The 21,089-nt window shown below is 48.3% G+C and carries 18 protein-coding genes; 12 read left to right on the forward strand and 6 right to left on the reverse strand.

Annotated features, from left to right (window positions below; all coding sequences use genetic code 11):
• Positions 1-136 precede the first annotated feature (136 nt).
• From G3I67_RS12660 to G3I67_RS12675, 4 genes are all read left to right on the forward strand, one after another.
• Positions 137-1,180, forward strand: coding sequence for an ArsJ-associated glyceraldehyde-3-phosphate dehydrogenase (locus G3I67_RS12660; protein WP_163655895.1), 1,044 nt, complete (start codon positions 137-139; stop codon positions 1,178-1,180).
• 5 nt (positions 1,181-1,185) lie between these two features.
• Complete coding sequence (gene arsJ / locus G3I67_RS12665; protein WP_163655896.1) at positions 1,186-2,433, forward strand: organoarsenical effux MFS transporter ArsJ; 1,248 nt, start codon at positions 1,186-1,188, stop codon at positions 2,431-2,433.
• Positions 2,434-2,516: 83 nt separating this feature from the next.
• Positions 2,517-3,809 (forward strand): hypothetical protein, encoded by a 1,293-nt coding sequence (locus G3I67_RS12670; RefSeq protein ID WP_163655897.1) that lies wholly within the window; start codon positions 2,517-2,519, stop codon positions 3,807-3,809.
• Positions 3,810-3,869: 60 nt separating this feature from the next.
• Positions 3,870-4,520, forward strand: coding sequence for a DUF6629 family protein (locus G3I67_RS12675; RefSeq protein ID WP_163655898.1), 651 nt, complete (start codon positions 3,870-3,872; stop codon positions 4,518-4,520).
• Here the strand turns inward: G3I67_RS12675 and G3I67_RS12680 are convergent.
• Complete coding sequence (locus G3I67_RS12680; protein WP_163655899.1) at positions 4,486-5,166, reverse strand: RraA family protein; 681 nt, start codon at positions 5,164-5,166, stop codon at positions 4,486-4,488. The genes G3I67_RS12675 and G3I67_RS12680 overlap by 35 nt on opposite strands.
• Positions 5,167-5,293: 127 nt before the next feature.
• Here G3I67_RS12680 and G3I67_RS12685 point away from each other — a divergent pair, with 127 nt between their 5' ends.
• Positions 5,294-6,277, forward strand: coding sequence for a Bug family tripartite tricarboxylate transporter substrate binding protein (locus G3I67_RS12685; protein WP_163655900.1), 984 nt, complete (start codon positions 5,294-5,296; stop codon positions 6,275-6,277).
• Positions 6,278-6,283: 6 nt separating this feature from the next.
• On the opposite strand, the gene G3I67_RS12690 is transcribed toward G3I67_RS12685, so the two are convergent.
• The 4 genes from G3I67_RS12690 to G3I67_RS12705 all read right to left on the reverse strand — a co-directional run bounded on the left by G3I67_RS12690 (position 6,284) and on the right by G3I67_RS12705 (position 10,687).
• On the reverse strand, positions 6,284-7,417 hold the full coding sequence (locus tag G3I67_RS12690; protein WP_163655901.1) for an acyl-CoA dehydrogenase: 1,134 nt from the start codon (positions 7,415-7,417) through the stop codon (positions 6,284-6,286).
• Between the two features lie 23 nt (positions 7,418-7,440).
• Positions 7,441-8,634, reverse strand: coding sequence for an acetyl-CoA C-acyltransferase (locus G3I67_RS12695; RefSeq protein ID WP_163655902.1), 1,194 nt, complete (start codon positions 8,632-8,634; stop codon positions 7,441-7,443).
• A gap of 53 nt (positions 8,635-8,687) precedes the next feature.
• The gene (locus G3I67_RS12700) at positions 8,688-9,839 is read right to left on the reverse strand and encodes an acyl-CoA dehydrogenase family protein (RefSeq protein WP_163655903.1); all 1,152 of its coding nucleotides are present in this window, start codon (positions 9,837-9,839) and stop codon (positions 8,688-8,690) included.
• 131 nt (positions 9,840-9,970) lie between these two features.
• Entirely contained in the window at positions 9,971-10,687 is a 717-nt protein-coding gene (locus G3I67_RS12705) for a Crp/Fnr family transcriptional regulator (RefSeq protein WP_235931920.1), read from the reverse strand.
• A 60-nt stretch (positions 10,688-10,747) separates the two neighbouring features.
• Here G3I67_RS12705 and G3I67_RS12710 point away from each other — a divergent pair, with 60 nt between their 5' ends.
• From G3I67_RS12710 to G3I67_RS12740, 7 genes are all read left to right on the forward strand, one after another.
• Positions 10,748-12,697, forward strand: a complete 1,950-nt coding sequence (locus G3I67_RS12710; protein ID WP_163655904.1) for an AMP-dependent synthetase/ligase — start codon at positions 10,748-10,750, stop codon at positions 12,695-12,697.
• Entirely contained in the window at positions 12,694-13,491 is a 798-nt protein-coding gene (locus G3I67_RS12715) for an ABC transporter ATP-binding protein (RefSeq protein WP_163655905.1), read from the forward strand. Before G3I67_RS12710 ends, G3I67_RS12715 begins: the two co-directional genes overlap by 4 nt.
• 23 nt (positions 13,492-13,514) lie before the next feature.
• Positions 13,515-14,429 (forward strand): branched-chain amino acid ABC transporter permease, encoded by a 915-nt coding sequence (locus tag G3I67_RS12720; protein ID WP_163655906.1) that lies wholly within the window; start codon positions 13,515-13,517, stop codon positions 14,427-14,429.
• Between the two features lie 9 nt (positions 14,430-14,438).
• On the forward strand, positions 14,439-15,515 hold the full coding sequence (locus G3I67_RS12725; RefSeq protein WP_163655907.1) for a branched-chain amino acid ABC transporter permease: 1,077 nt from the start codon (positions 14,439-14,441) through the stop codon (positions 15,513-15,515).
• A gap of 93 nt (positions 15,516-15,608) precedes the next feature.
• Entirely contained in the window at positions 15,609-16,904 is a 1,296-nt protein-coding gene (locus G3I67_RS12730) for an ABC transporter substrate-binding protein (protein WP_235931927.1), read from the forward strand.
• 17 nt (positions 16,905-16,921) lie between these two features.
• Positions 16,922-17,734, forward strand: a complete 813-nt coding sequence (locus G3I67_RS12735; protein ID WP_163655909.1) for an ABC transporter ATP-binding protein — start codon at positions 16,922-16,924, stop codon at positions 17,732-17,734.
• 8 nt (positions 17,735-17,742) lie between these two features.
• Positions 17,743-18,999: a phenylacetate--CoA ligase family protein gene (locus G3I67_RS12740; RefSeq protein ID WP_163655910.1), complete on the forward strand. Its 1,257-nt coding sequence runs from the start codon at positions 17,743-17,745 to the stop codon at positions 18,997-18,999.
• A gap of 45 nt (positions 19,000-19,044) precedes the next feature.
• Here the strand turns inward: G3I67_RS12740 and G3I67_RS12745 are convergent, their stop codons facing one another.
• The gene (locus G3I67_RS12745; RefSeq protein ID WP_163655911.1) at positions 19,045-21,054 is read right to left on the reverse strand and encodes an acetyl/propionyl/methylcrotonyl-CoA carboxylase subunit alpha; all 2,010 of its coding nucleotides are present in this window, start codon (positions 21,052-21,054) and stop codon (positions 19,045-19,047) included.
• Between the last annotated feature and the right edge of the window lie 35 nt (positions 21,055-21,089).

The raw sequence follows: 21,089 nt of genomic DNA on the forward strand, positions 1-21,089 counted from the left end.
GTATTGTTTTAAAACTGTTAATGTATTGTCATGGATTTGACATCTTTTGACCCTATCATTCAAATACGTGCATATGAAAATTGTGTAATGAAATTCAACTAATCGCTCAGTCTATAGCATTCAAAAGCAAATCAGCATGAAAGTTGGCATAAACGGAATGGGACGAATTGGCCGTCTCGCGCTTCGAGCTGCATTTGGGGCAGCTGAACGACAACCTGATGATCCGCGTGCCGATAATAGGCTTGAAATCGTTCATCTGAATGAAATCAAGGGTGGAGCAGCTGCTACTGCGCACTTATTGGCATTTGACTCTGTCCAGGGACGCTGGCGCGAAAACATCGAAGCAGAAGGTGATTCGAGCATCAATATTGGCAGCAAAAATCTAAGATTTACTTCCCATTCGACGCCAGCGGACATTCCCTGGAAGGATCTAGAGATTGATCTTGTACTGGAATGCACAGGTAAATTTTTAACTCCAGAGACGATCCAAGGCCATCTCGATCGTGGCGCCAAACGGGTCATCGTTGCAGCGCCCGTGAAAGTCGGAGATGTTCTTAATATTGTTGTCGGTGTCAACGAGCATCTATACGATCCATCAAAAAATAAAATTGTCACTGCAGCGTCCTGTACGACAAACTGTCTTGCTCCCGTAGTGAAGGTTGTTCATGAAGCGATCGGAATTCGTCACGGTCAAATCACGACCATACATGACCCGACAAATACCAACTTGGTTGTCGATGCGCCCCACAAAGACTTGCGACGCGCTCGGAGCGCCATGCAAAGCTTGTCACCGACTACAACCGGTAGCGCAACAGCAATCTCACTGATCTATCCCGAACTAAAAGGCAAGCTGAATGGCCATGCTGTGCGCGCACCAGTCTTGAATGCATCTTTGACGGACTGCGTATTCGAGATGAAAAGAGAAACAAGCGTCGAAGAGGTGAACAACCTTTTTGAAGTTGCCGCAAAAGGGGCGCTTGCAGGTATTCTCGGCTATGAAACTCGTCCGCTCGTCAGCGCTGATTATGCCAGGGACACTCGCAGCTCAATCATCGATGCGCCATCGACCATGGTGACAGACGGTACTTTATTGAAAATATATTCCTGGTACGACAATGAGATGGGATACGCTTGCCGTATGGTTGATCTTGCCTGCCATATGCGCAGACAAGGAATCTGATTTACATGACTCAAATCGCGTCAGATCGTAAATACTCACCCCAAAATGGGGCTCGTAATTACGCCATCGTAACTTCAGCCTACTGGGGCTTTACATTAACCGATGGCGCTTTGCGCATGTTGGTACTGTTGCATTTTTACCGTCTCGGCTTTTCACCATTCACTCTGGCTTTTTTATTTCTGTTATATGAAGCAGCCGGAATTCTGGCCAATCTTATTGGTGGTTGGCTGGCTACCCGATTCGGTATAGCGCGTATGTTGATGATCGGTTTGTCGACACAAATCATTGGCTTTGGCTTGCTAAGCACCCTATCGCCCGATTGGACCGCGACAATGTCTGTTGCTTGGGTAGTGATGTCTCAAGGCGTATGCGGTATCGCTAAAGACTTGACCAAAACTGCAAGTAAGTCTGCGATAAAAGTCACGGCCGGAGAAGCATCAGGGCAATTATTCAAATGGGTTGCTTGGTTTACCGGTAGCAAAAACGCAATGAAAGGCGTTGGCTTTTTTTTGGGAGGATTGCTACTTGATCAATTAGGATTTCAAGGATCACTTTGGGTAATGGCGGGCTTGCTATTATGCATTCTGATAGGTGTCGCGATTTCACTTCCTCCCATGATGGGAAAAAGCAAAGCGTCGAAATCCGCTAAAGAATTGTTTGCTAAAAACAAAGCAATCAATCTTCTTGCTGCAGCGCGAGTATTTTTATTTGGCGCACGCGATGTTTGGTTTGTTGTAGGGGTACCTGTTTTTCTATATGCATCGGGCTGGACTTTCACGATGGTTGGTGGATTTCTTGCATCTTGGACTATAGGCTACGGTTTAGTTCAGGCTATCGCCCCCATGCTAGTCAGACGGAGTCAAGATGGTTTGAGCAATGAAGTTCCCGAGGCCCGAAAATGGTCTTTTATGCTCGCAATCATTCCCGCCATATTGGCGATACTCGTTCTGCTTAAAGTCAGTCATCCGGAATGGGTGGTTGTTATAGGACTTGGGCTATTCGGCTTTGCTTTCGCCGTGAACTCATCTGTGCATTCGTACTTGATTCTTGCTTATGCCGGTTCTGAAAAGGCCGCCGAAGATGTTGGTTTTTATTACGCAGCCAATGCTGCCGGACGATTCATGGGCACGCTACTCTCAGGCTTACTTTACCAATGGGGCGGATTGCTCTATTCGCTTGGCGGATCTGCCATGATGCTGCTTATTTGCTGGGTTTTCACATTGAATCTTCCTGTTTCACGTTCGAAAGTCTGACAGTTTTAAGCGATTTCTTGCGGCAGGCGTGGTATACACAAGGTAGAAATATGAAGACCTTGAGATACTGAGTGGATACCGCCATGTCAACAACTCCGTCAAATCCGAACATAGTCGCTAAAGATGTTGCCCATAGCCTGAATCAAAGTTGCTATTGCAAAACTCTCAATGAATCGGAGCTTCAAAAACAAATTGAGCGTGACGTCAGCCTAAGCGGACTATTGCACGAAATTCGGACCAGCCGACCCAATCTATTTTCATCGACGGTTGTATTCATCTCCGATGAAATTGAAAAGAAAATCATTAATGCCATTGCTGCTATCGAAAGAGTAATTGCGTTACCTGCTTATCAGCAAAGCGCTTTAAAAAAAGCACCTTTGATCGCCCAATCCGTATTTGGTCCGATCGGTGTATTTATGGGATTTGATTTTCATCTGGATCATGATGGTCCAAAGCTAATCGAAATCAATACCAATGCAGGTGGCGCTCTGTTAAATGCAGCCCTCGCACGTGCACAAGAGTCTTGTTGCAAGGAAATGGACTTAGCCATGCGACCTAATCCGATTCTTGCATCGCACGAGAAGAATTTTTTTGATATGTTCATGTCTGAATGGAAAAGCCAACGCGGTGAATTGCCATTACGCTCGATTGTTATCGTTGATGACAATCCCTCAACTCAATATCTTGAACCTGAGTTCGAGCTTTTCAGGCAGATGTTTCGAAGCTACGGCGTGCGTGCCGATATCGCCGACCCATCTGAATTATTTTGGCTAGATAATCAACTTATCTTTAAGTCCCGTACTGTAGACATGATCTACAACCGACTGACTGATTTTTATCTGGAGAACCCTGAACACGGCTCAATCAAGAACGCTTATCAAAGCGGATCGGTTGTCATCACCCCCGGACCCCATGCCCATGCGCTCTATGCAGACAAGCGAAACCTCATCACCTTAAGCGATGATTCCATGCTTTCATCATGGGGGGTCTCTGAAAAAGACCGCGAAATTCTTAGCCAGACCGTTCCGCGTACTGAACTCGTTACGCCAGATCATGCAGAAACGATGTGGGCAAAACGCCGGCATCTCTTTTTTAAACCGGTCGCAGGCTTTGGTTCAAAGGCAACATACCGTGGCGACAAATTGACAAAAAAAGTCTGGGCTGAAATTCTGGAAGGGCAATTTGTCGCACAAAACATTGTTACCCCGGGTGAACGCCTGATATTGGTGAATGATGCTTTAACAGAACTGAAATTCGATATTCGCGCATATGCCTATGCAGGTAAAGTGCAACTATTCTCTGCCCGAATGTATTCAGGTCAAACAACAAATTTCAGAACATCGGGCGGAGGTTTTGCACCGGTTGTGACTATATGATGATCGTGTATTGATCATCACGACTCATCAACACTCTAGTCCAAAATAATTGAGACCTCCATGTGCTTCTCTGCTACAGCGAGCTTTACAGCCAGTGCAACATTAATCGTGCTGGGCACATTGGCCGTACGCAAAGCGCAAACTCGTGCAGAGCTTCCATTCGCATTTATTCCTGTATTGTTCGGCATTCAACAGGGGCTAGAGGGAGCACTATGGGTTGGTTTGCATGATCACATGTCTACTCTGAGCATTATTCTGACCTACGCATATTCTTTCTTCTCGCATGTATTATGGCCAATATATGTACCCTTGGCTTCACTGGCAATCGAACCTGCCGGGCTTAGGCGGAAAGTCATTGCAATTATTGCCATCATCGGTATCGCGTTGGGTATGTACCTGTTAAGCTTGCTGCTATTCTTGCCAATCACTGCACGAGTTGTAGAACACCATATTTCCTATGACTCACCATACTTCTACGCCGAACTTACGATGGCACTTTACCTGCTTGCGACCTCTGTCAGTTTGATGGTCTCAAGTCATGCTCGTGTTGCTGTATTTGGAATAATCGTTTTTCTCTCGTCGGCAATAACTTATATTTTTTATAACTTTTGGTTTATCTCGGTCTGGTGCTTTTTTTCGGCGTTGATGAGCGCGATCGTTTTATGGCAGCTTATGGCTAATCGGGCTGACGAAGCATATTCTCGTAATTGAATTGCCGATCGACATCCTGCATAGATTGGCCGGACTCCAAGGCTTTGATCATGGCAAGTTCCTTCGCCAAGATGTCTTCGGCCGATTGAACAACCTCAGCCAATCGCTCGATCGGTATTACAACCACACCGTTCACATCGGCAACAATCACATCCCCAGGACGAACGGGTGCATCGCCAAGCCGGACGGGCACATTCCACGATTCTTGCACGATTCTTCCGCGCGCTGTTGTTGGAACTGTTCCTCTGGCATGGACAGGGAATCCGAATGTTTCGCAGGCGTCAACATCGCGTGCCGCACCGTCAACCACAACGCCGGATACGCCTTTCATTTTAGCGCCCATGGCAAGGATTTCCCCCCAGCAGTTATTGTAGAGATCGCCACGATTGTCGATCACAATCACGTCTCCGGGCTCGCTGTTTGCTATCGCATCCACCCCTAGATGAGCCACTGAAGGTACGGCGCCAGCCGCTGTCATTTTGATCGTCACGGCTCGTCCCACCACTTTGGTATTACCCCATCTGGGCGTAATACCGATCACGGCCCCAAGCTTGATACCCAACCGATCAAGCGAATCGCTCAAATTGGATGTGGCCAGCGCCATCAGCCGAGAGCGGTACTCGCGATCAAATTCATTTACTTTCATTTCATTATTCCTTCTAATCCCCAAAACTGCATTATGTTGAATTTCGGATATTTTATATTTAAGATCGAGCTGAAATTCGGCTAAGGCAATCATTGCCTCCTAATCCATGTTTGGAGTATTCGTCAAAATGTTCACGTTCCGAAATCTGGCCTCTTCCTTGATCGCCCTGGCAGCAATATCCACATCGATTCATCCGGCTCAGGCTCAAGACGCCTACCCAAGCAAATCAATACGCGTTGTCGTACCCTTTCCGGCTGGCGGTGCTACAGACATTTTGACTAGAGGCATTACCGAAAAACTGGCGATGCGGCTCAACCAACCTGTAATCGTCGAAAATAAACCGGGGGGTGGCGCCAACATCGGTGCCGCTTTTGTCGCAAAATCCCCTGCCGATGGCTATACCATGCTCATGGGGTCGGTAGGATCACACTCAATCGCCCAGACTTACCACAAGAATCCAGGGTACGATTTTCGCAAAGACCTCGCACCGGTTTCTGCGGCAGGCACACTTGGAAATGCGATTTTTGTCGCTCCTGACTTTCCGGCTAATAACGTAGCCGATCTTGTCAAACTGGCTAAAGCTAAGCCTGGTGAGCTCACCTGCGGCTCATCCGGAACAGGTGGCCTAATTCATCTGACTTGCGAAATGTTCAAATCCCAAGCCGGAATCAATGTGTTGCATGTGCCCTATAAAGGTACGTCCCTCTTGATCCCGGACTTGCTATCGGGGCGAGTCAGTATCACCCTCGATACAATTCCACCTTATCTACAGTTACTTAAAAATGGCAAAGTCAAAGTGCTGGCTGTTACGACTAAAGATCGTTCGCCTTTATTGCCTGATGTGCCAACCATTGCCGAATCCGGCTACCCCGGCTTTGACTCCCTTGCAGTTTATGGATTCTTCGTGCCGGCAGGCACCCCCAAACCGATCATCGATAAGCTGAACAAAGAGATTAATGCTGTCTTGCTCGACCCGGAACTGAAGTCAAAACTTTTCGAGTTAGGAATTGAAATCAAAGGCAGCACGCCAGAAGCACTTCAAGCGGTTGTTGATGAACAAATCAAGAAATGGGGCAATGTGATCCGACAAGCAAATATAAAACCAGAATAAGTCACATCAACGTGAAATGGCTCTGCCAATCACTAATCGTTGGATATCGCTTGCACCCTCGTAGATCTGGCATACCCTGACATCGCGATAAATTCGTTCAACAGGGTAATCGCTGACATATCCATATCCGCCGTGAATTTGTATCGCATCTGAACACACTTTCTCGGCGACCTCTGATGCAAACAGCTTGGCCATTGATGCTTCGGTCAGGCAGGGTTTGCCGGCATCCTTGAGCATCGCCGCTCGCCAAACTAAAAGACGAGCAGCATCAAGTTGCGTCGCCATGTCAGCCAATCGAAAATTCACAGCCTGATGCTCAATGATCGGCACCCCGAAAGTCACTCGATCTTTCGCATACGACACTGCCGCATCAAATGCGGCACGTGCCATACCCACGGACTGCGCGGCGATTCCAATGCGCCCTGCCTCGAGATTCGACAAGGCTATTTTGTATCCATCACCCTCTTTGCCCAACATACAAGATTCAGGTACCCGGCAGTTCTCAAATACGATCTGAGCCGTATCCGATGCCCGCTGACCCATTTTTTCCTCTAGACTTGCGACAATAAATCCAGGAGTGTTCGTTGGGACCAGAAAACATGAAATCCCTTTCTTACCCGCAGATTTATCAGTCACTGCCAGAACAATCGCAACATCGGCATTTTTTCCGGACGTAATGAATTGCTTTACTCCATTTAAAACAAAATCATCCCCATCGCGATCGGCGCGGGTTGTAATGGCCGAAGCATCCGAACCGGTCTGAGGTTCAGTCAAGCAAAAACAGCCGAGCTTCTCGCCTCTAGCGAGAGGAATAAGCCACTCGGTCTTCTGTGCATCTGTGCCGTAAGCAAGAGTGATGCCGCAAGCGAGCGAATTTTGAACGCTAACGATCGTTGAGGTTGCACCATCACCAGCGGCGATTTCTTCAAGGGTTAAAACCAGCGACATGTAATCCATGCCTGCACCACCCCATCGCTCCGGAACAACCATGCCCATCGCGCCAAGCTCGCCAAGCTCCCTGATTGCCTGTTCCGGATAGGTATGATTTTTATCCCAATCACGGGCAAACGGCGCCAAGCGCTCTTGTGCAAAAGCGCGCATCGAGTCGCGAATCATCTCTTGTTCAGAAGTCAATATCATAGAGCTCTCGAATCACTATTTTGCTAACACATTTCAACAGCTAAAGCTGTCGCCTCGCCACCACCAATACAGAGTGACGCGACGCCGCGCTTTAATCCATACTTTTTCAGTGCTCCTAACAGAGTCACGACGATACGAGCCCCGGATGCGCCTATCGGATGCCCCAGCGCACAGGCTCCACCATGGACATTGACCTTTTCGGAAGACAATTTCAAGTCATGCATGGCAGCCATGGCCACCACGGCGAAAGCCTCATTAATCTCATACAAATCGACCTGATCGGTAGTCCAGCCGGTCTTTGACATAAGTTTCCTGATCGCACCTACCGGTGCAGTTGGAAACAAGGCAGGAACGTAAGCGTGGTTTGCATGCGCCACAATACGGGCAATTGGTTGCAGGCCCTTTGCACGCGCTGAAGATTCTTTCATCAAAATCAAAGCTGCGGCACCATCCGAAATTGAAGAAGAATTTGCCGCAGTTACCGAACCATCTTTTTTGAAGGCTGGTTTCAACTCGGGAATTTTATCGATGTTGACGGCAAACGGCCCCTCGTCCTTGGAGATGACGGTATCACCCTTTCTGCCGGCAACGGTGACCGGAGCGATTTCCCATTCGAAGCTACCGTTATTGCTTGCCAGTTGCGCACGCTGTGTGGACCGTATCGCGTACTCGTCCTGAGATTCGCGGCTAAAACCATAGTTTCCTGCGCAATCCTCGGCAAATGTGCCCATTAAGCGTCCGCGATTTTCCTTGGAGTAAGCATCTTCAAGTCCATCCATGAACATATGGTCAATCAGTTGTCCATGTCCCAGTCGATAACCGGATCGAGCCTTAGGCAATAGATACGGTGCATTGGTCATCGACTCCATTCCACCGACAATGCTTGCAGGATACGACCCGGCAACCAATCCGTCGTGACCGACCATGATGGCCTTCATTCCGGAGCCGCATACTTTGCTTATCGTCGTACAGCCGGCAGCCAAAGACACATCGGCAAGCAACGCAGCCTGACGGGTGGGCGCTTGCCCCTGCCCGGCAGGCAGCACACACCCCATCAAGACTTCCTCAATCAGGTTTGTATCAATGCCTGATCTCTGAACCGCGGCACGAATTGCCACAGCCCCCAGGGCTGGGGCGCTCAGGCTTGAAAATCCGCCCTGGAAGGTTCCCATCGGCGTTCTCGCCGCGGACACAATAACGACAGGATCTTTTGTCATATTTTAAATTCGCTTTAATTTGACTGAGAATGACGAAAATGAAATCTCATGAATTAAAAATCAGTTTCCTTTAGTACGCGGGCGATCACTAACCGCTGCACTTCGCTCGTCCCTTCATAAATTTGCGTGATACGCGCATCCCGATAGTGTCGCTCTACCGGATAGTCTTCCAGATACCCATATCCGCCATATATTTGAATCGCCTTCGAACAGACCGCCTCCGCCATTTCAGAGGCGAATAATTTCGCTTGGGACGCTTCAGAAATACAAGGCACATTGCGTTCACGCATACTTGCCGCCTGCAATATCAAAAGCCGCGCAGCATTGATCTGTGTTTGCATGTCTGCGAGAAAGCCGGCAACGCTTTGGTGCTCGATCAAGGGGACACCGAATTGAATTCGTTCCTTCGAATATCTTAAAGCCGACTCGAAAGCAGCCCGGGCGATTCCTAAAGCTTGAGCAGCAATGCCTATGCGACCGCCCTCCAGATTGGATAAAGCAATCGCCAAACCTTTTCCACGCGGTCCGAGCAAATTCGATTCGGGAATTTCACATTGATCCAGCGTTATCGCGCATGTATCCGATCCACGAATACCCAGCTTCTTTTCGACACGATTGACGATAAAACCCGGTGTGTTTGTCGGAACCAAAAATGCTGAGATTCCCTTTTTGCCTAGCTCAGGATCGGTCACTGCGAACACAATTGCCAACGCGGCACGTTTACCGTTACTGACAAATTGCTTGGATCCATTCAAGACCCATTTCCCGTCCTTTAAAACTGCCCGAGTTTTAAGATTATTGGCTTCGGAACCAGCTTGTGGTTCAGTCAGGCAAAAGCAACCGACGGATCTGCCACTGGCGAGTTCGCCTAACCAAGTCTTCTTTTGCTCTTCAGAGCCGTATTTAAGGATAGGACCGCAACCAACAGAGTTATGGATACTCATCATGGCACCAACTGCACCATCGCCGGCAGAAATCTCCTCTACCGCCAGTGCGTAGGAGACATAATCTACATTCGCGCCACCCCACTCTTCCGGCACGACCATGCCCATCAAACCCAAGTCTCCCATCTGAGCGATGACGGAGTCGTCAATCCAACCGTCCCTGTCCCAACGCTCACTGTGAGGCGTTAATTCGTTCCGGGCGAAATCCCTGGCCATATCGCGCACCATGATTTGCTCTTCGGATAATTCAAGAAAACCCATTTCCAGTCCAGCTTATGTTTGTTAAATCTTTGTTAATGAGAGGTCTTTAGTCAGAACGTTTGAACTAACTTAAATCCCCAGTGCTTTGATTGCTGTCATTCAATAGACAATCCAAGGGGAAGTCCTAATGCCTACTCGCCCGCAGAGTAGAAAGTACTCAGCTTATCTAAATCCAAAACATGTATTTCGCCATAGTTGACACGAATCAGGCCACAGGCCTCTAGCACTTTCAGGGCACTGTTCACCCGCTGTCTGGACAAGCCTGCCAATTGACCAATTTCTTCCTGGGAAATTTTAAGCATCATCGTTTGCTGCGGATACCAGGAGTCGAACAAAGCGGCCAATGATCTTGCCACCCGGGCATCCACATCCAGCAATCTTTCGTTTTCCATCGCGCCAATGAATTGTCCAAGACGCTTGTTCAATTGGGAGATTAGAAAGCGATTAAAAAAAATACTGTGATCCATTAACCATAAAAAGGTACTTTTAGGCATGAGGGCAAGTTCTGAATCACGCAACGTCGACGCATCGTAGCGACGAGACTCTTCTTTGAGCAACGAGCCCTCTCCAAACCAGGATCCCGGTGCCAAGCCTAGCAGAGTTGTCGACTTTCCATTCGATGCAACGTTGTTGATCTTGACGACGCCACTGATCACGCCAAACCAATAATCCGCGGCCTGGCCCCGGCGACATACAAACCCCTCCACAGGAATGTGTTTGACCTGGATATCGGTACGCACTTTATTTTGCTCTGCAGCATTTAATCCAATCATCCAGGGACTATTTTTTAACAAGACTTCCAGCGACATCAGGACTTCCCCTAGTTTGTCGGTTGAATGACAACTCATTAAATTTTCTCAGGATTATGCTTTGTTAAATTCAATCTTGCTACTAAGGTTATAACGAGTATGGAAGCGAACACCACGTTAGAAGATGCGCTGACATTCCCAAGACTGCTGCTTCAACACGCAAAGTCGATTCCGGACCACCCTGCATATAGGGAGAAACACCTAGGGATTTGGCAAGTGACTAGCTGGAAAGAAAATCTGGAGCAGATCAAACATCTGGCGTGCGGATTGGCTTCTTTGGGCTTCAAACGTGGCATGAACTTGGCGATTATCGGAGATAACCGTCCTCAACTCTATCAAGCCATGGTGGCGACTCAGTCCCTCGGTGGTGTTCCCGTTCCTCTGTATCAAGATGCTGTAGCTGCCGAGATGATTCACGTCCTCAATGACGCAGCGATATCATTCGCAGTCGTCGAAGATCAAGAACAAGTCGATAAGCTTCTTGAAATCAAGGATCAGATTCCGACTCTTACGACAATCATTTATGAAGATCCCAAAGGGCTAAATGATTATGTGCAAAGCTACTTGCACTCCCTAAAGCAAATTCAGCTGCTTGGAAAAGCATTTTCGGAAGAGCATCCTGAATTCTTCTTGACCGAACTTGAAGAAGGCAAAGGATCTGACCTTTCAGTCATTCTCTATACGTCAGGAACAACCGGCAAGCCCAAGGGTGTAGCACATACGCATAACAACTTTATCCGGACCGGGAAAAACAGCTCTCAGTTTGATGGCCTTAAATACAAGGACAACATACTGGCCTATCTGCCGATGGCGTGGGTAGGAGACCATTTGTTTTCTTTCGCGCAAGCAATGGTCAATGGCCTGACGGTGAACTGCCCCGAATCAAAGGAAACCGTCATGTCCGACATGCGGGAGATTGGGCCCAGCTATTACTTCGCACCCCCACGCATCTTTGAAAGCTTGCTGACACAGGTCACCATTCGCATGGAAGATGCTGGCGCCTTAAAGCGCAAATTATTCACGAATGCGATCGAATTTGCCAAAAAAGTCGGTGGAGATATTCTGGATGGCAAACCGGTCAGCCTAATTGATCGCCTGCATTACGGCTTTTATAACTTAACAATCTACACGCCTTTGCGCAATGCGCTTGGCATGAGCAAAATTCGCGTCGCCTACACGGCGGGTGAGGCGATCGGTCCGGACTTGTTCCGCTTTTATCGATCGATCGGGGTGAATCTGAAACAGTTTTACGGGCAAACCGAAACTTGCGCATATGTCTGCCTGCAACCCGACGGTCAAGTGAAATACGATTCTGTGGGCATAGCCGCTCCGGGGATAGAAATCAAACTTGCAGATTCGGGCGAAGTTTTGGTCAAAGGCGTCAGCGTCATGGATAGCTATTATCAAAGACCTGATGCCACCGCAGAATCCATCGATGAACAGGGCTACTTTCACACGGGTGATGCCGGCATTCTGGATAAAGACGGTCACCTGAGAATTATTGATCGCGCAAAAGATGTTGGCAAAATGGCTAACGGCAAATTATTTGCACCGAAATACATCGAAAACAAGCTCAAATTCTTTCCGTTCATCAAAGAAGCTGTCGTATTTGGCGATGGGAAGCAATGCATCACCACCTTCATCAATATTGACTTCGAGGCAATCGCCAACTGGGCCGAACGTCGTCATATAGCCTTTGCAGGATATATCGACTTAGCATCAAAAAAAGAAGTCTACGAAATGATTGGGGAATGCATAGACAAAGTCAATATCGACTTGGCAGACGACCCCATGCTCAGTCATGCCCAAATCGAACGCTTTCTTGTCTTGCATAAAGAGCTCGACCCGGATGATGATGAGCTAACCAGAACGAGGAAAGTACGACGCGGCTTTATTGCTGAGAAATACGCACCTTTGCTTGATGCTTTGTACTCAGGCAAACCGGAGCAATACATAGAAACCAAAGTGAAGTTTGAAGACGGAAGAGACGGAAGCATCAGCGCGACTGTCCGAATTCAGGATACCAAAACAGCAATGGAGTTGGCATGAGCGGGCAGATAATCGACACTCCAGACTCAACCACCGTTTTGCAACTGGAAAACATATCGCTGTCCTTCGGCGGCGTCAAAGCACTGACCAATATCTCGTTCGATGTAAAAGAGCACGAAATCCGCTCAATTATCGGACCAAACGGCGCCGGCAAGAGCTCCATGTTGAATGTCATTAATGGTGTTTATCACCCTCAAGCGGGCGATATCTATTTTCGCGGCGAAAAGCGCAAGCAAATGAATCCGGCACAAGCCGCGCGACAGGGCATTGCCAGAACATTTCAAAACATCGCCCTTTTCAAGGGCATGACTGTTCTGGACAACATTATGACCGGGCCCAACACGAAGATGACGAGCAGTTTCATCAGCAATGCACTTTGGATCGGCAAAGCCAGAAATGAAGAAGAGCTTAATCGTCACAAAGTAGAAGAAGTCATCGACTTTCTGGAAATCCAGCACATTCGCAAAACACCTGTCGGAAAATTACCCTACGGTTTGCAAAAACGTGTCGAACTTGCCCGTGCGCTTGCCGCAGAACCATCGTTGCTGCTCCTGGATGAACCGATGGCCGGAATGAACGTAGAAGAAAAACAGGATATGTGCCGCTTCATCCTGGAGGTTAATCAGCAATATGGCGTCACCATCGTCTTAATCGAACACGATATGGGTGTGGTGATGGATATCTCCGATCGTGTTGTTGTTCTTGATTACGGCAAAAAAATCGGAGACGGCCTTCCCGACGAAGTTAAAAACAATCCGGAAGTGATTAGCGCCTACCTGGGCACCAGTCACTAGTATCCGTAGACAAGGACACATCCATGCAATTTTTCTTAGAAATCGTTATCAGCGGAATCCTCGCCGGATTGATGTATTCGTTGGTTGCGCTGGGATTCGTTCTCATCTTCAAAGCATCGGGCGTACTGAATTTCGCGCAAGGCGCGATGGTTTACGCAGCGGCATTGGCGGTTGTTGGATTCATCGACTATGGTGTGCCGATGTGGCTGGCAATCATCGCATCGTTCGTTTTCATGGTCATCATCGGAATCTGCACCGAAAAATTCGTCCTCGGAAAACTAGTGAATCAACCGCCCATCACGCTGTTCATGGCAACGATCGGTTTGACATTTTTTATCGACGGACTGGCGCCTATCCTATTCGGCAACGATGTGCGTCCGATCGATTTAGGCATTGTCGATGAGCCGATCGAAGCCATCATGGATCTTACGGGAATAGGTATATCGAAGCTGGATTTATTTTCATCCGGAGTCATCATTCTTTTAGTGATTCTATTGGCGCTATTGTTTCAATACACAAAGATCGGTCGCGCGCTAAGGGCTGTAGCAGACGATCATCAGGCAGCCTTGTCTCTCGGTATTCCTCTAGAAAACATTTGGACAATTGTTTGGGCCATTGCCGGGTTTGTGGCACTGGTGGCCGGGTTGTTATGGGGCTCACGAAATGGCGTGCAATATGCTCTCTCTTTAACAGCACTCAAGGCTTTACCGGTTCTGATTCTTGGCGGATTCACCTCGGTTCCGGGAGCAATCGTGGGAGGCATCATTATTGGTGTTTCAGAAAAACTTGCGGAAATTTACATTCCACCAGTCCTTCAGAATGCGTTTGGCGGCAACTTCGGCGGTATCGAAGGTTGGTTCCCGTACATTTTCGCTTTGCTTTTCCTGTTGATCAGGCCCGAAGGTCTGTTCGGTGAAAAACATATTGATCGCGTTTAAGGAATAAACATGCTTTATCGTGAAACCGGTCAATTCAAGACCACCTATCAATCAGACAGCCAAATATTTCCGATTCTCCAAGACAGGATCGGAATGGTGATACTGGTCCTGATCGCAGCGCTGGGAGTTCCTCTATTCGCCAATGAATATTGGATTAATGCCATTCTGATTCCCTTCCTGATATTTTCGCTTGCCGCATTAGGATTGAATTTCCTGACAGGTTATGCGGGTCAACTGTCACTGGGATCAGCCGCCTTTATGGCAGTAGGCGCATACGCCACTTATAACTTTCAACTTCGCATCGAAGGGATCCCCTTCATCCTTTCCTTCATCTTGGGAGGATTAAGTGCAGCTGCCGTCGGCATCTTGTTCGGGCTTCCATCTTTGAGAATCAAAGGGTTTTATCTTGCAGTAGCAACTCTCGCTGCACAGTTTTTCGTAGTGTGGTGTCTGACTAAATTCCCCTGGTTCTCTAACAACAGCGCCTCCGGTGTCATTAGCGCACAAACGCTCAGTCTGTTCGGATTCGCTTTCGATACACCAATAACGAAATACCTACTGGTTCTGTTCGTCGTGGCCGGTCTGGCATTGCTTGGAAAGAATCTGGTTCGTTCATCCACAGGCAGAGCCTGGATGGCCGTTCGCGATATGGATGTGGCCGCTGAAGTCATCGGTATTCCACTGATGAAAACAAAATTGATGGCCTTTGCAATCAGCTCTTTTTATTGCGGCATTGCCGGTGCCCTTTATGCCTACTGCTACCTTGGCACAGTGGAGCCGGACGGTTTTTCTCTGGATCTCTCATTCAAAATTCTATTCATGGTGATCATTGGAGGCGTAGGCAGCATTTTGGGTAACTTTTTAGGTGCCGCTTTCATTCTGCTGTTGCCCATATTTTTAGACATTGTTCTACCCTTGATTTCTCAATTGCTTCACTTGCCAATCGGTAGCGCAGTTGTATCGCACATTCAGCTCATGGTATTTGGCGGATTGATTATTTTCTTTTTGATTGTTGAACCTCATGGCCTGGCCCGACTCTGGCAAATTGCCAAAGAAAAGCTCAGGTTATGGCCTTTCCCGCATTAAGTCGATTTTTACGCAGAACAATTACTCACGATCGTCAAGATCCATTCAGGAGATAAAGGTATGAAACGCATTAAAACCGCTGTACTGAGCTCAATGCTCGCCGCCGTGGCAACTTTCAGCAGCATGTATTCGCTTGAAGCGACTGCTCAAGATCAATTTGTGTCCCTGCCCAGCTTTCGGGTCGGACCATACGGACAAAACGGTCAATCCTTCTATGGAGGCTTCATCGACTACCTGACATATGTCAACATGAAGGAAGGTGGTGTCAATGGCGTCAAATTCACATGGGAAGAATGCGAGACAGAATATAACAATGCAAAAGGCGTCGAGTGTTACGAGCGTCTGAAAGGAAAGTCAGGCGCCTCCAAAGGTACTGCCCTTCACGTGATGTCGACCGGCATTTCATATGCATTACTGGATAAAACACAGACGGATAAAGTGCCACTGATCATGATGGGCTATGGCCGTACAGACGCAGTGGACGGCTCTGTGTTCCCTTACGCATTTCCTTTGGTCACCACCTACCAAATGCAGGCATCCGCAATCGTGAAGTTTCTTGCGCAAAAAAATGGCGGTTCGCTTAAAGGCAAGAAAATCGTTTTCCTTTACCATGATTCCGCCTACGGCAAAGAGCCTATCGCCGCGTTGCAGGCCGAAAGCAAGATTGATGGCTTCAAGCTTGTCGAAATTCCAGTCGCACATCCCGGTAACGAACAGGGTGCGCAGTGGCTGAAGATTCGTGAAGAAAAGCCCGACTACGTTATTTTCTGGGGCTGGGGCGTCATGAACCAGACTGCTCTGAAAGCCGCGCAGAAGGTCGGTTATCCAAGAGACAAAATCGTTGGCTCCTGGTGGGCGGGATCCGAAGAGGATGCAGTGCCTGCTGGTCCGGCAGCCAAGGGCTACATGAGCGCAACCTGGAACGTTGCGGGCAAAACCGTACCGGTGATTGCTGATATCGAAAAAGTGGTCTATGGCGCAGGAAAAGGAAACTTTCCCAACAACTCGAAGATTGGCACTATCCTTTACAACCGTGGTGTTTCGGCAGCTATCGTAACGGTTGAGGCTGATCGCTTGGCGCAGGAAAAATTCGGCAAGGGTAAGCCTGTGACAGGCGAACAAATGCGCTGGGCATTCGAGAACCTTGACATCACCAATGCACGTTTGAATGCCTTGGGTGCAACGGGTCTGTTGCCGGAAATCAAAACCTCATGCGAAAACCATGAAGGATCCGGAATGATCAAGATCCAGCAATGGGACGGCACGAAGTGGGTGATTATTTCGGATTGGATCGAAGGCAATAAATCCTTGATTCACCCACTGTTCAAAGCTTCCGCGCTTGAATATGCGAAAGAGAAGAACATTACGCCCGCTTGCATGAAAAACTAATCCGACCCCAGGCTGATATGACCGCCCTACTTTCCGTTAACAATATCGAAGTCATCTATGACCACGTCATTCTGGTCCTGAAGGGTGTTTCCCTCGAGGTTCCCAAGGGAAACATCGTCGCTCTTCTGGGTGCGAATGGTGCTGGAAAATCCACCACGCTCAAGGCGATTTCAAACTTATTGGGAGCGGAAAGGGGTGATGTCACAAAGGGTAGCATTCAATACAAAAATGAACGGGTGGATAAACTGTCTCCCAATCAACTTGTCACCCGGGGCGTCATCCAGGTTATGGAGGGCAGACACTGTTTTGCCCACCTATCGATTGAAGACAATCTGCTAACGGGTGCCTATACGCGCAAAATCAGCAACGCTGAGGTCAAGCGCGAACTCGAAAAAATATACGAATATTTTCCGCGACTTAAAGTGCGTAGAAAATCCCAGGCTGCCTATACCTCTGGCGGAGAACAACAAATGTGCGCCATCGGGCGAGCCATGATGGCCAAACCCGAAATGATTCTGCTAGATGAACCATCAATGGGCCTTGCTCCACAAATTGTGGAAGAGGTCTTCGAGATTGTTAAGGATTTGAACAAGCGCGAAAACGTCAGCTTTCTGCTTGCAGAGCAAAACACCATGATCGCATTGAAATATAGCGACTATGGATACATTCTGGAAAACGGACGCGTGGTGATGGATGGGGCTGCGCAAGATCTGAGAAACAACGAAGACGTTAAAGAATTTTACCTAGGTGTGGGCGCTAATGATGAGGGAGAACGGAAGTCGTTCAAGGACGTCAAATCCTATCGTCGTCGCAAACGCTGGCTTTCGTGAAGATAGAAATGAACCTAGATCAACTTGAAATTCGTACGCACGAAGAGCGGGAAAAATCGCTTTTGCAAAAATTGGCGACTCAAGTCCAATACGCTAAAGATCATACCGAATACTTCGGTCGCATTTTCAAAAATATTGATCCAAAATCGATCAATACCAGAGAATCTTTAGCGACACTCCCGATTACTCGAAAGTCGGAGCTGAGTGCAGAACAAAAGAAATCACCCCCGTTTGGCGGGATGAATAGCACGCCAATACACAAGTTAAAGCGAATCTTCCAATCCCCGGGACCGATTCATGAACCGCAAGGCAATCATGTCGACGGATTTCGTTTGGCTCGGGCGCTACGCGCAGCGGGATTTCAAGCTGGCGACTTGGTGCACAACACGTTTTCTTACCACTTCACCCCCGGGGCGTGGATGCTTGAAGGCGGTGCACATGCGCTAGGTTGCTGCGTTTTCCCGGCCGGCATCGGCCAAACCGAACTTCAAGCGCAAACAATTCATCATCTCAAGCCCAATGCCTACACCGGAACGCCCTCTTTTCTAAAAATCATCCTGGAAAAGGCAGATGAAATGGGGTTGGACTGCAGTAGCATCGTGAAGGCAGTCGTGACGGGAGAAGCCTTAACGCCCAGCATGCGTGCCTGGTTTAAGGCCCGCAACATCATTGTGACTTCCACTTATGCAACCGCCGATGTCGGCCTGATAGCCTACGAGTCGCCTAAACTTGCAAATGGCATGATCATCGATGAAGAAATCATCCTTGAAATCGTCGAACCAAACGGCACGAAACCTATGCCCATTGGTGAAGTCGGTGAAGTAGTGATTACGATTTTCGATCAAGACTACCCTCTTATTCGATTCGGAACCGGGGACCTCTCCGCCATTGATCCTGAGTCGCTTTCCACGCCATCGCCGTGCGGTCGAAACAATCTTCGTATCAAGGGCTGGCTTGGTCGTGCGGATCAAACTACTAAAATAAAAGGGATGTTCGTACATCCGGGACAAGTTCAGGAAATCATCAAGAAACATCCGGAAATCAATAAGGCGAGAGTCGTGGTGAGCGGTAACATCGGTGAAGAAACCATGACGTTACGCTGCGAACTCAAAGAAGAGATCAAACAAGATCTAAATGCCTTACAGGAAGCGATTATTCAGTCTACCCGAGAGGTGACTAAGCTTCGCGCCAAAGTGACATTCGAAGACGTCAATTCGCTTCCGTCTGACGGCAAGCTGATCGAAGATGCAAGAACGTATGCGTAAGAGTTCAATAGCGACCGACCCTTTTGATCGGTCGCTTTCAAGTCATCAAGACTTGAAGATGATCAATTGATCGCCCTCGTTGACATGCTCGCCTTGCGAATAGTTCACCTCCGAGACTTCGCCATCAAAAGGAGCGGTAATCGTATGCTCCATTTTCATCGCCTCTACAACCAATAATGGATCGCCCACTTTAACCAATGCGCCCGGTTTTACATGAATGGCAATCACTTTGCCAGGCATGGGTGCCGTCAACTTACCCGTCGAGGCTTCCTCGGAATAAGACATCTCCAACGGATCCTGGTATGCCCAGACTTGATGCCTTCCTTCACGGAACAAATGCAATTCGTTCGAGTTAAGTGGATGTGAAACGATGCTCGCACTTGCGTGAAGACCGTCCAACTCCAACCTGATTTCATTGCCCAGATTGCGATAAGTAAATTTCGATTTCTGATCGCCAAGCGAAATCGTTTTGTCCTGATAGCAATAACGCAAGGAATAAACTGCTGAACCGCCATCAGTCGTAAATGAGAATTCGCGTATGCATGATTTGTTCATTCTCCAGGCATCTTGTTGTTGCCAAGGAGAATCCAATTCACGTGCAGCAGACCGGATTTTGAGCATGTCGCTTTCCAAACGTGCAGCCAATAAAAATGCCAGATCCACAATTTGCACAGTTTTTTCGGGCGTTAGCAGGGCTTTTTCGTTTTTGGCGATCAACCCAGTATCCAGATTTGCATCTATAAAGGCATCGCATCTTAATAGGCGACCCAAAAAAGCAACGTTGGTGGATAAGCCAATGATATGGGAGTCATCCAGTGCCGACCTCATTTTGAATACCGCAGTTCTGCGATCCGCGCCCCACACGATGAGCTTGGCAATCATCGGGTCGTAAAACGGGCTGATGACATCGCCAACTCTCACTCCGGTATCGATGCGGATGCTGCCTTTTTCTTCAGCAGGCATATTCAATGCAAACAATGTTCCAGTCGAAGGAAGGAATTTCTTTTCTGGATTTTCGGCATAAATTCGGGCCTCGATTGCGTGTCCGTTCGATTGAATCTCGTTTTGCAGCAAAGGCAATGGCTCTCCGGCAGCAACTCGCAGTTGCCACTCGACTAAATCCTGGCCAGTAATCATTTCTGTCACGGGATGCTCGACTTGCAATCGTGTGTTCATTTCCATGAAATAAAACCGGCCGGCATTGCCATCCTGATCCGCCTCGACAATGAACTCGACCGTTCCGGCACCCTCATAGCCAACGGTCTTGGCCGCATTGACTGCCGCCTCGCCCATTGCTTTTTTGATTTCCGCACTAACCCGAGGAGCCGGCGCCTCTTCGATCACTTTCTGGTGTCGGCGTTGAACAGAGCAATCCCTATCAAACAAATAGATCCCGTTACCTTGCTTGTCGGCAAATATTTGTATTTCAATGTGTCTTGGTCGGCTAAGGTACTTTTCGATCAATACCTTTTGATCACCAAAACTGCTTTGTGCTTCTCTTTTACATGAGTCGAGTGCAGCCGGAAATTTTTCGCTTGACTCAACAATTCTCATCCCCTTGCCGCCACCTCCGGCGGATGCTTTCAGCAGTACCGGGTACCCGATCAGATCGGCCTGTGCATGTAAAAAACCAGCCTCCTGATTGTCTCCGTGATATCCGGGAACCAGCGGGACATCCGCACTTTCCATCAGGGATTTAGCGGCCGACTTTGATCCCATGGCAAAAATTGCAGAAGCCGGAGGACCAATGAACACCAATCCTGCCTTTTCGCATGCTTGAGCGAAATCGGCATTTTCTGACAAGAAACCGTATCCCGGATGAATCGCCTGCGCACCTGTTTCCAGCGCGATCTTGATGATCTTATCGCCTAGCAAATAACTGTCTTTGGGTGCGGATCCGCCGACATGAACAGCTTCATCGCAAGATTGCACATGGAGCGAATTTTTATCAGCATCGGAATAGACGGCAACCGTTTTAATGCCAAGTCGGCGACAGGTTCTAGCCACCCGGCAAGCAATCTCTCCACGATTGGCGATCAGTATTTTATTGAACACTTATTTTCACTCCAGAAAATACTTCAAACAAAATA

It is taken from the genome of Sheuella amnicola (assembly GCF_010499255.1).
GTDB classification, from domain to species: Bacteria; Pseudomonadota; Gammaproteobacteria; order Burkholderiales; family Burkholderiaceae_B; genus Zwartia; species Zwartia amnicola.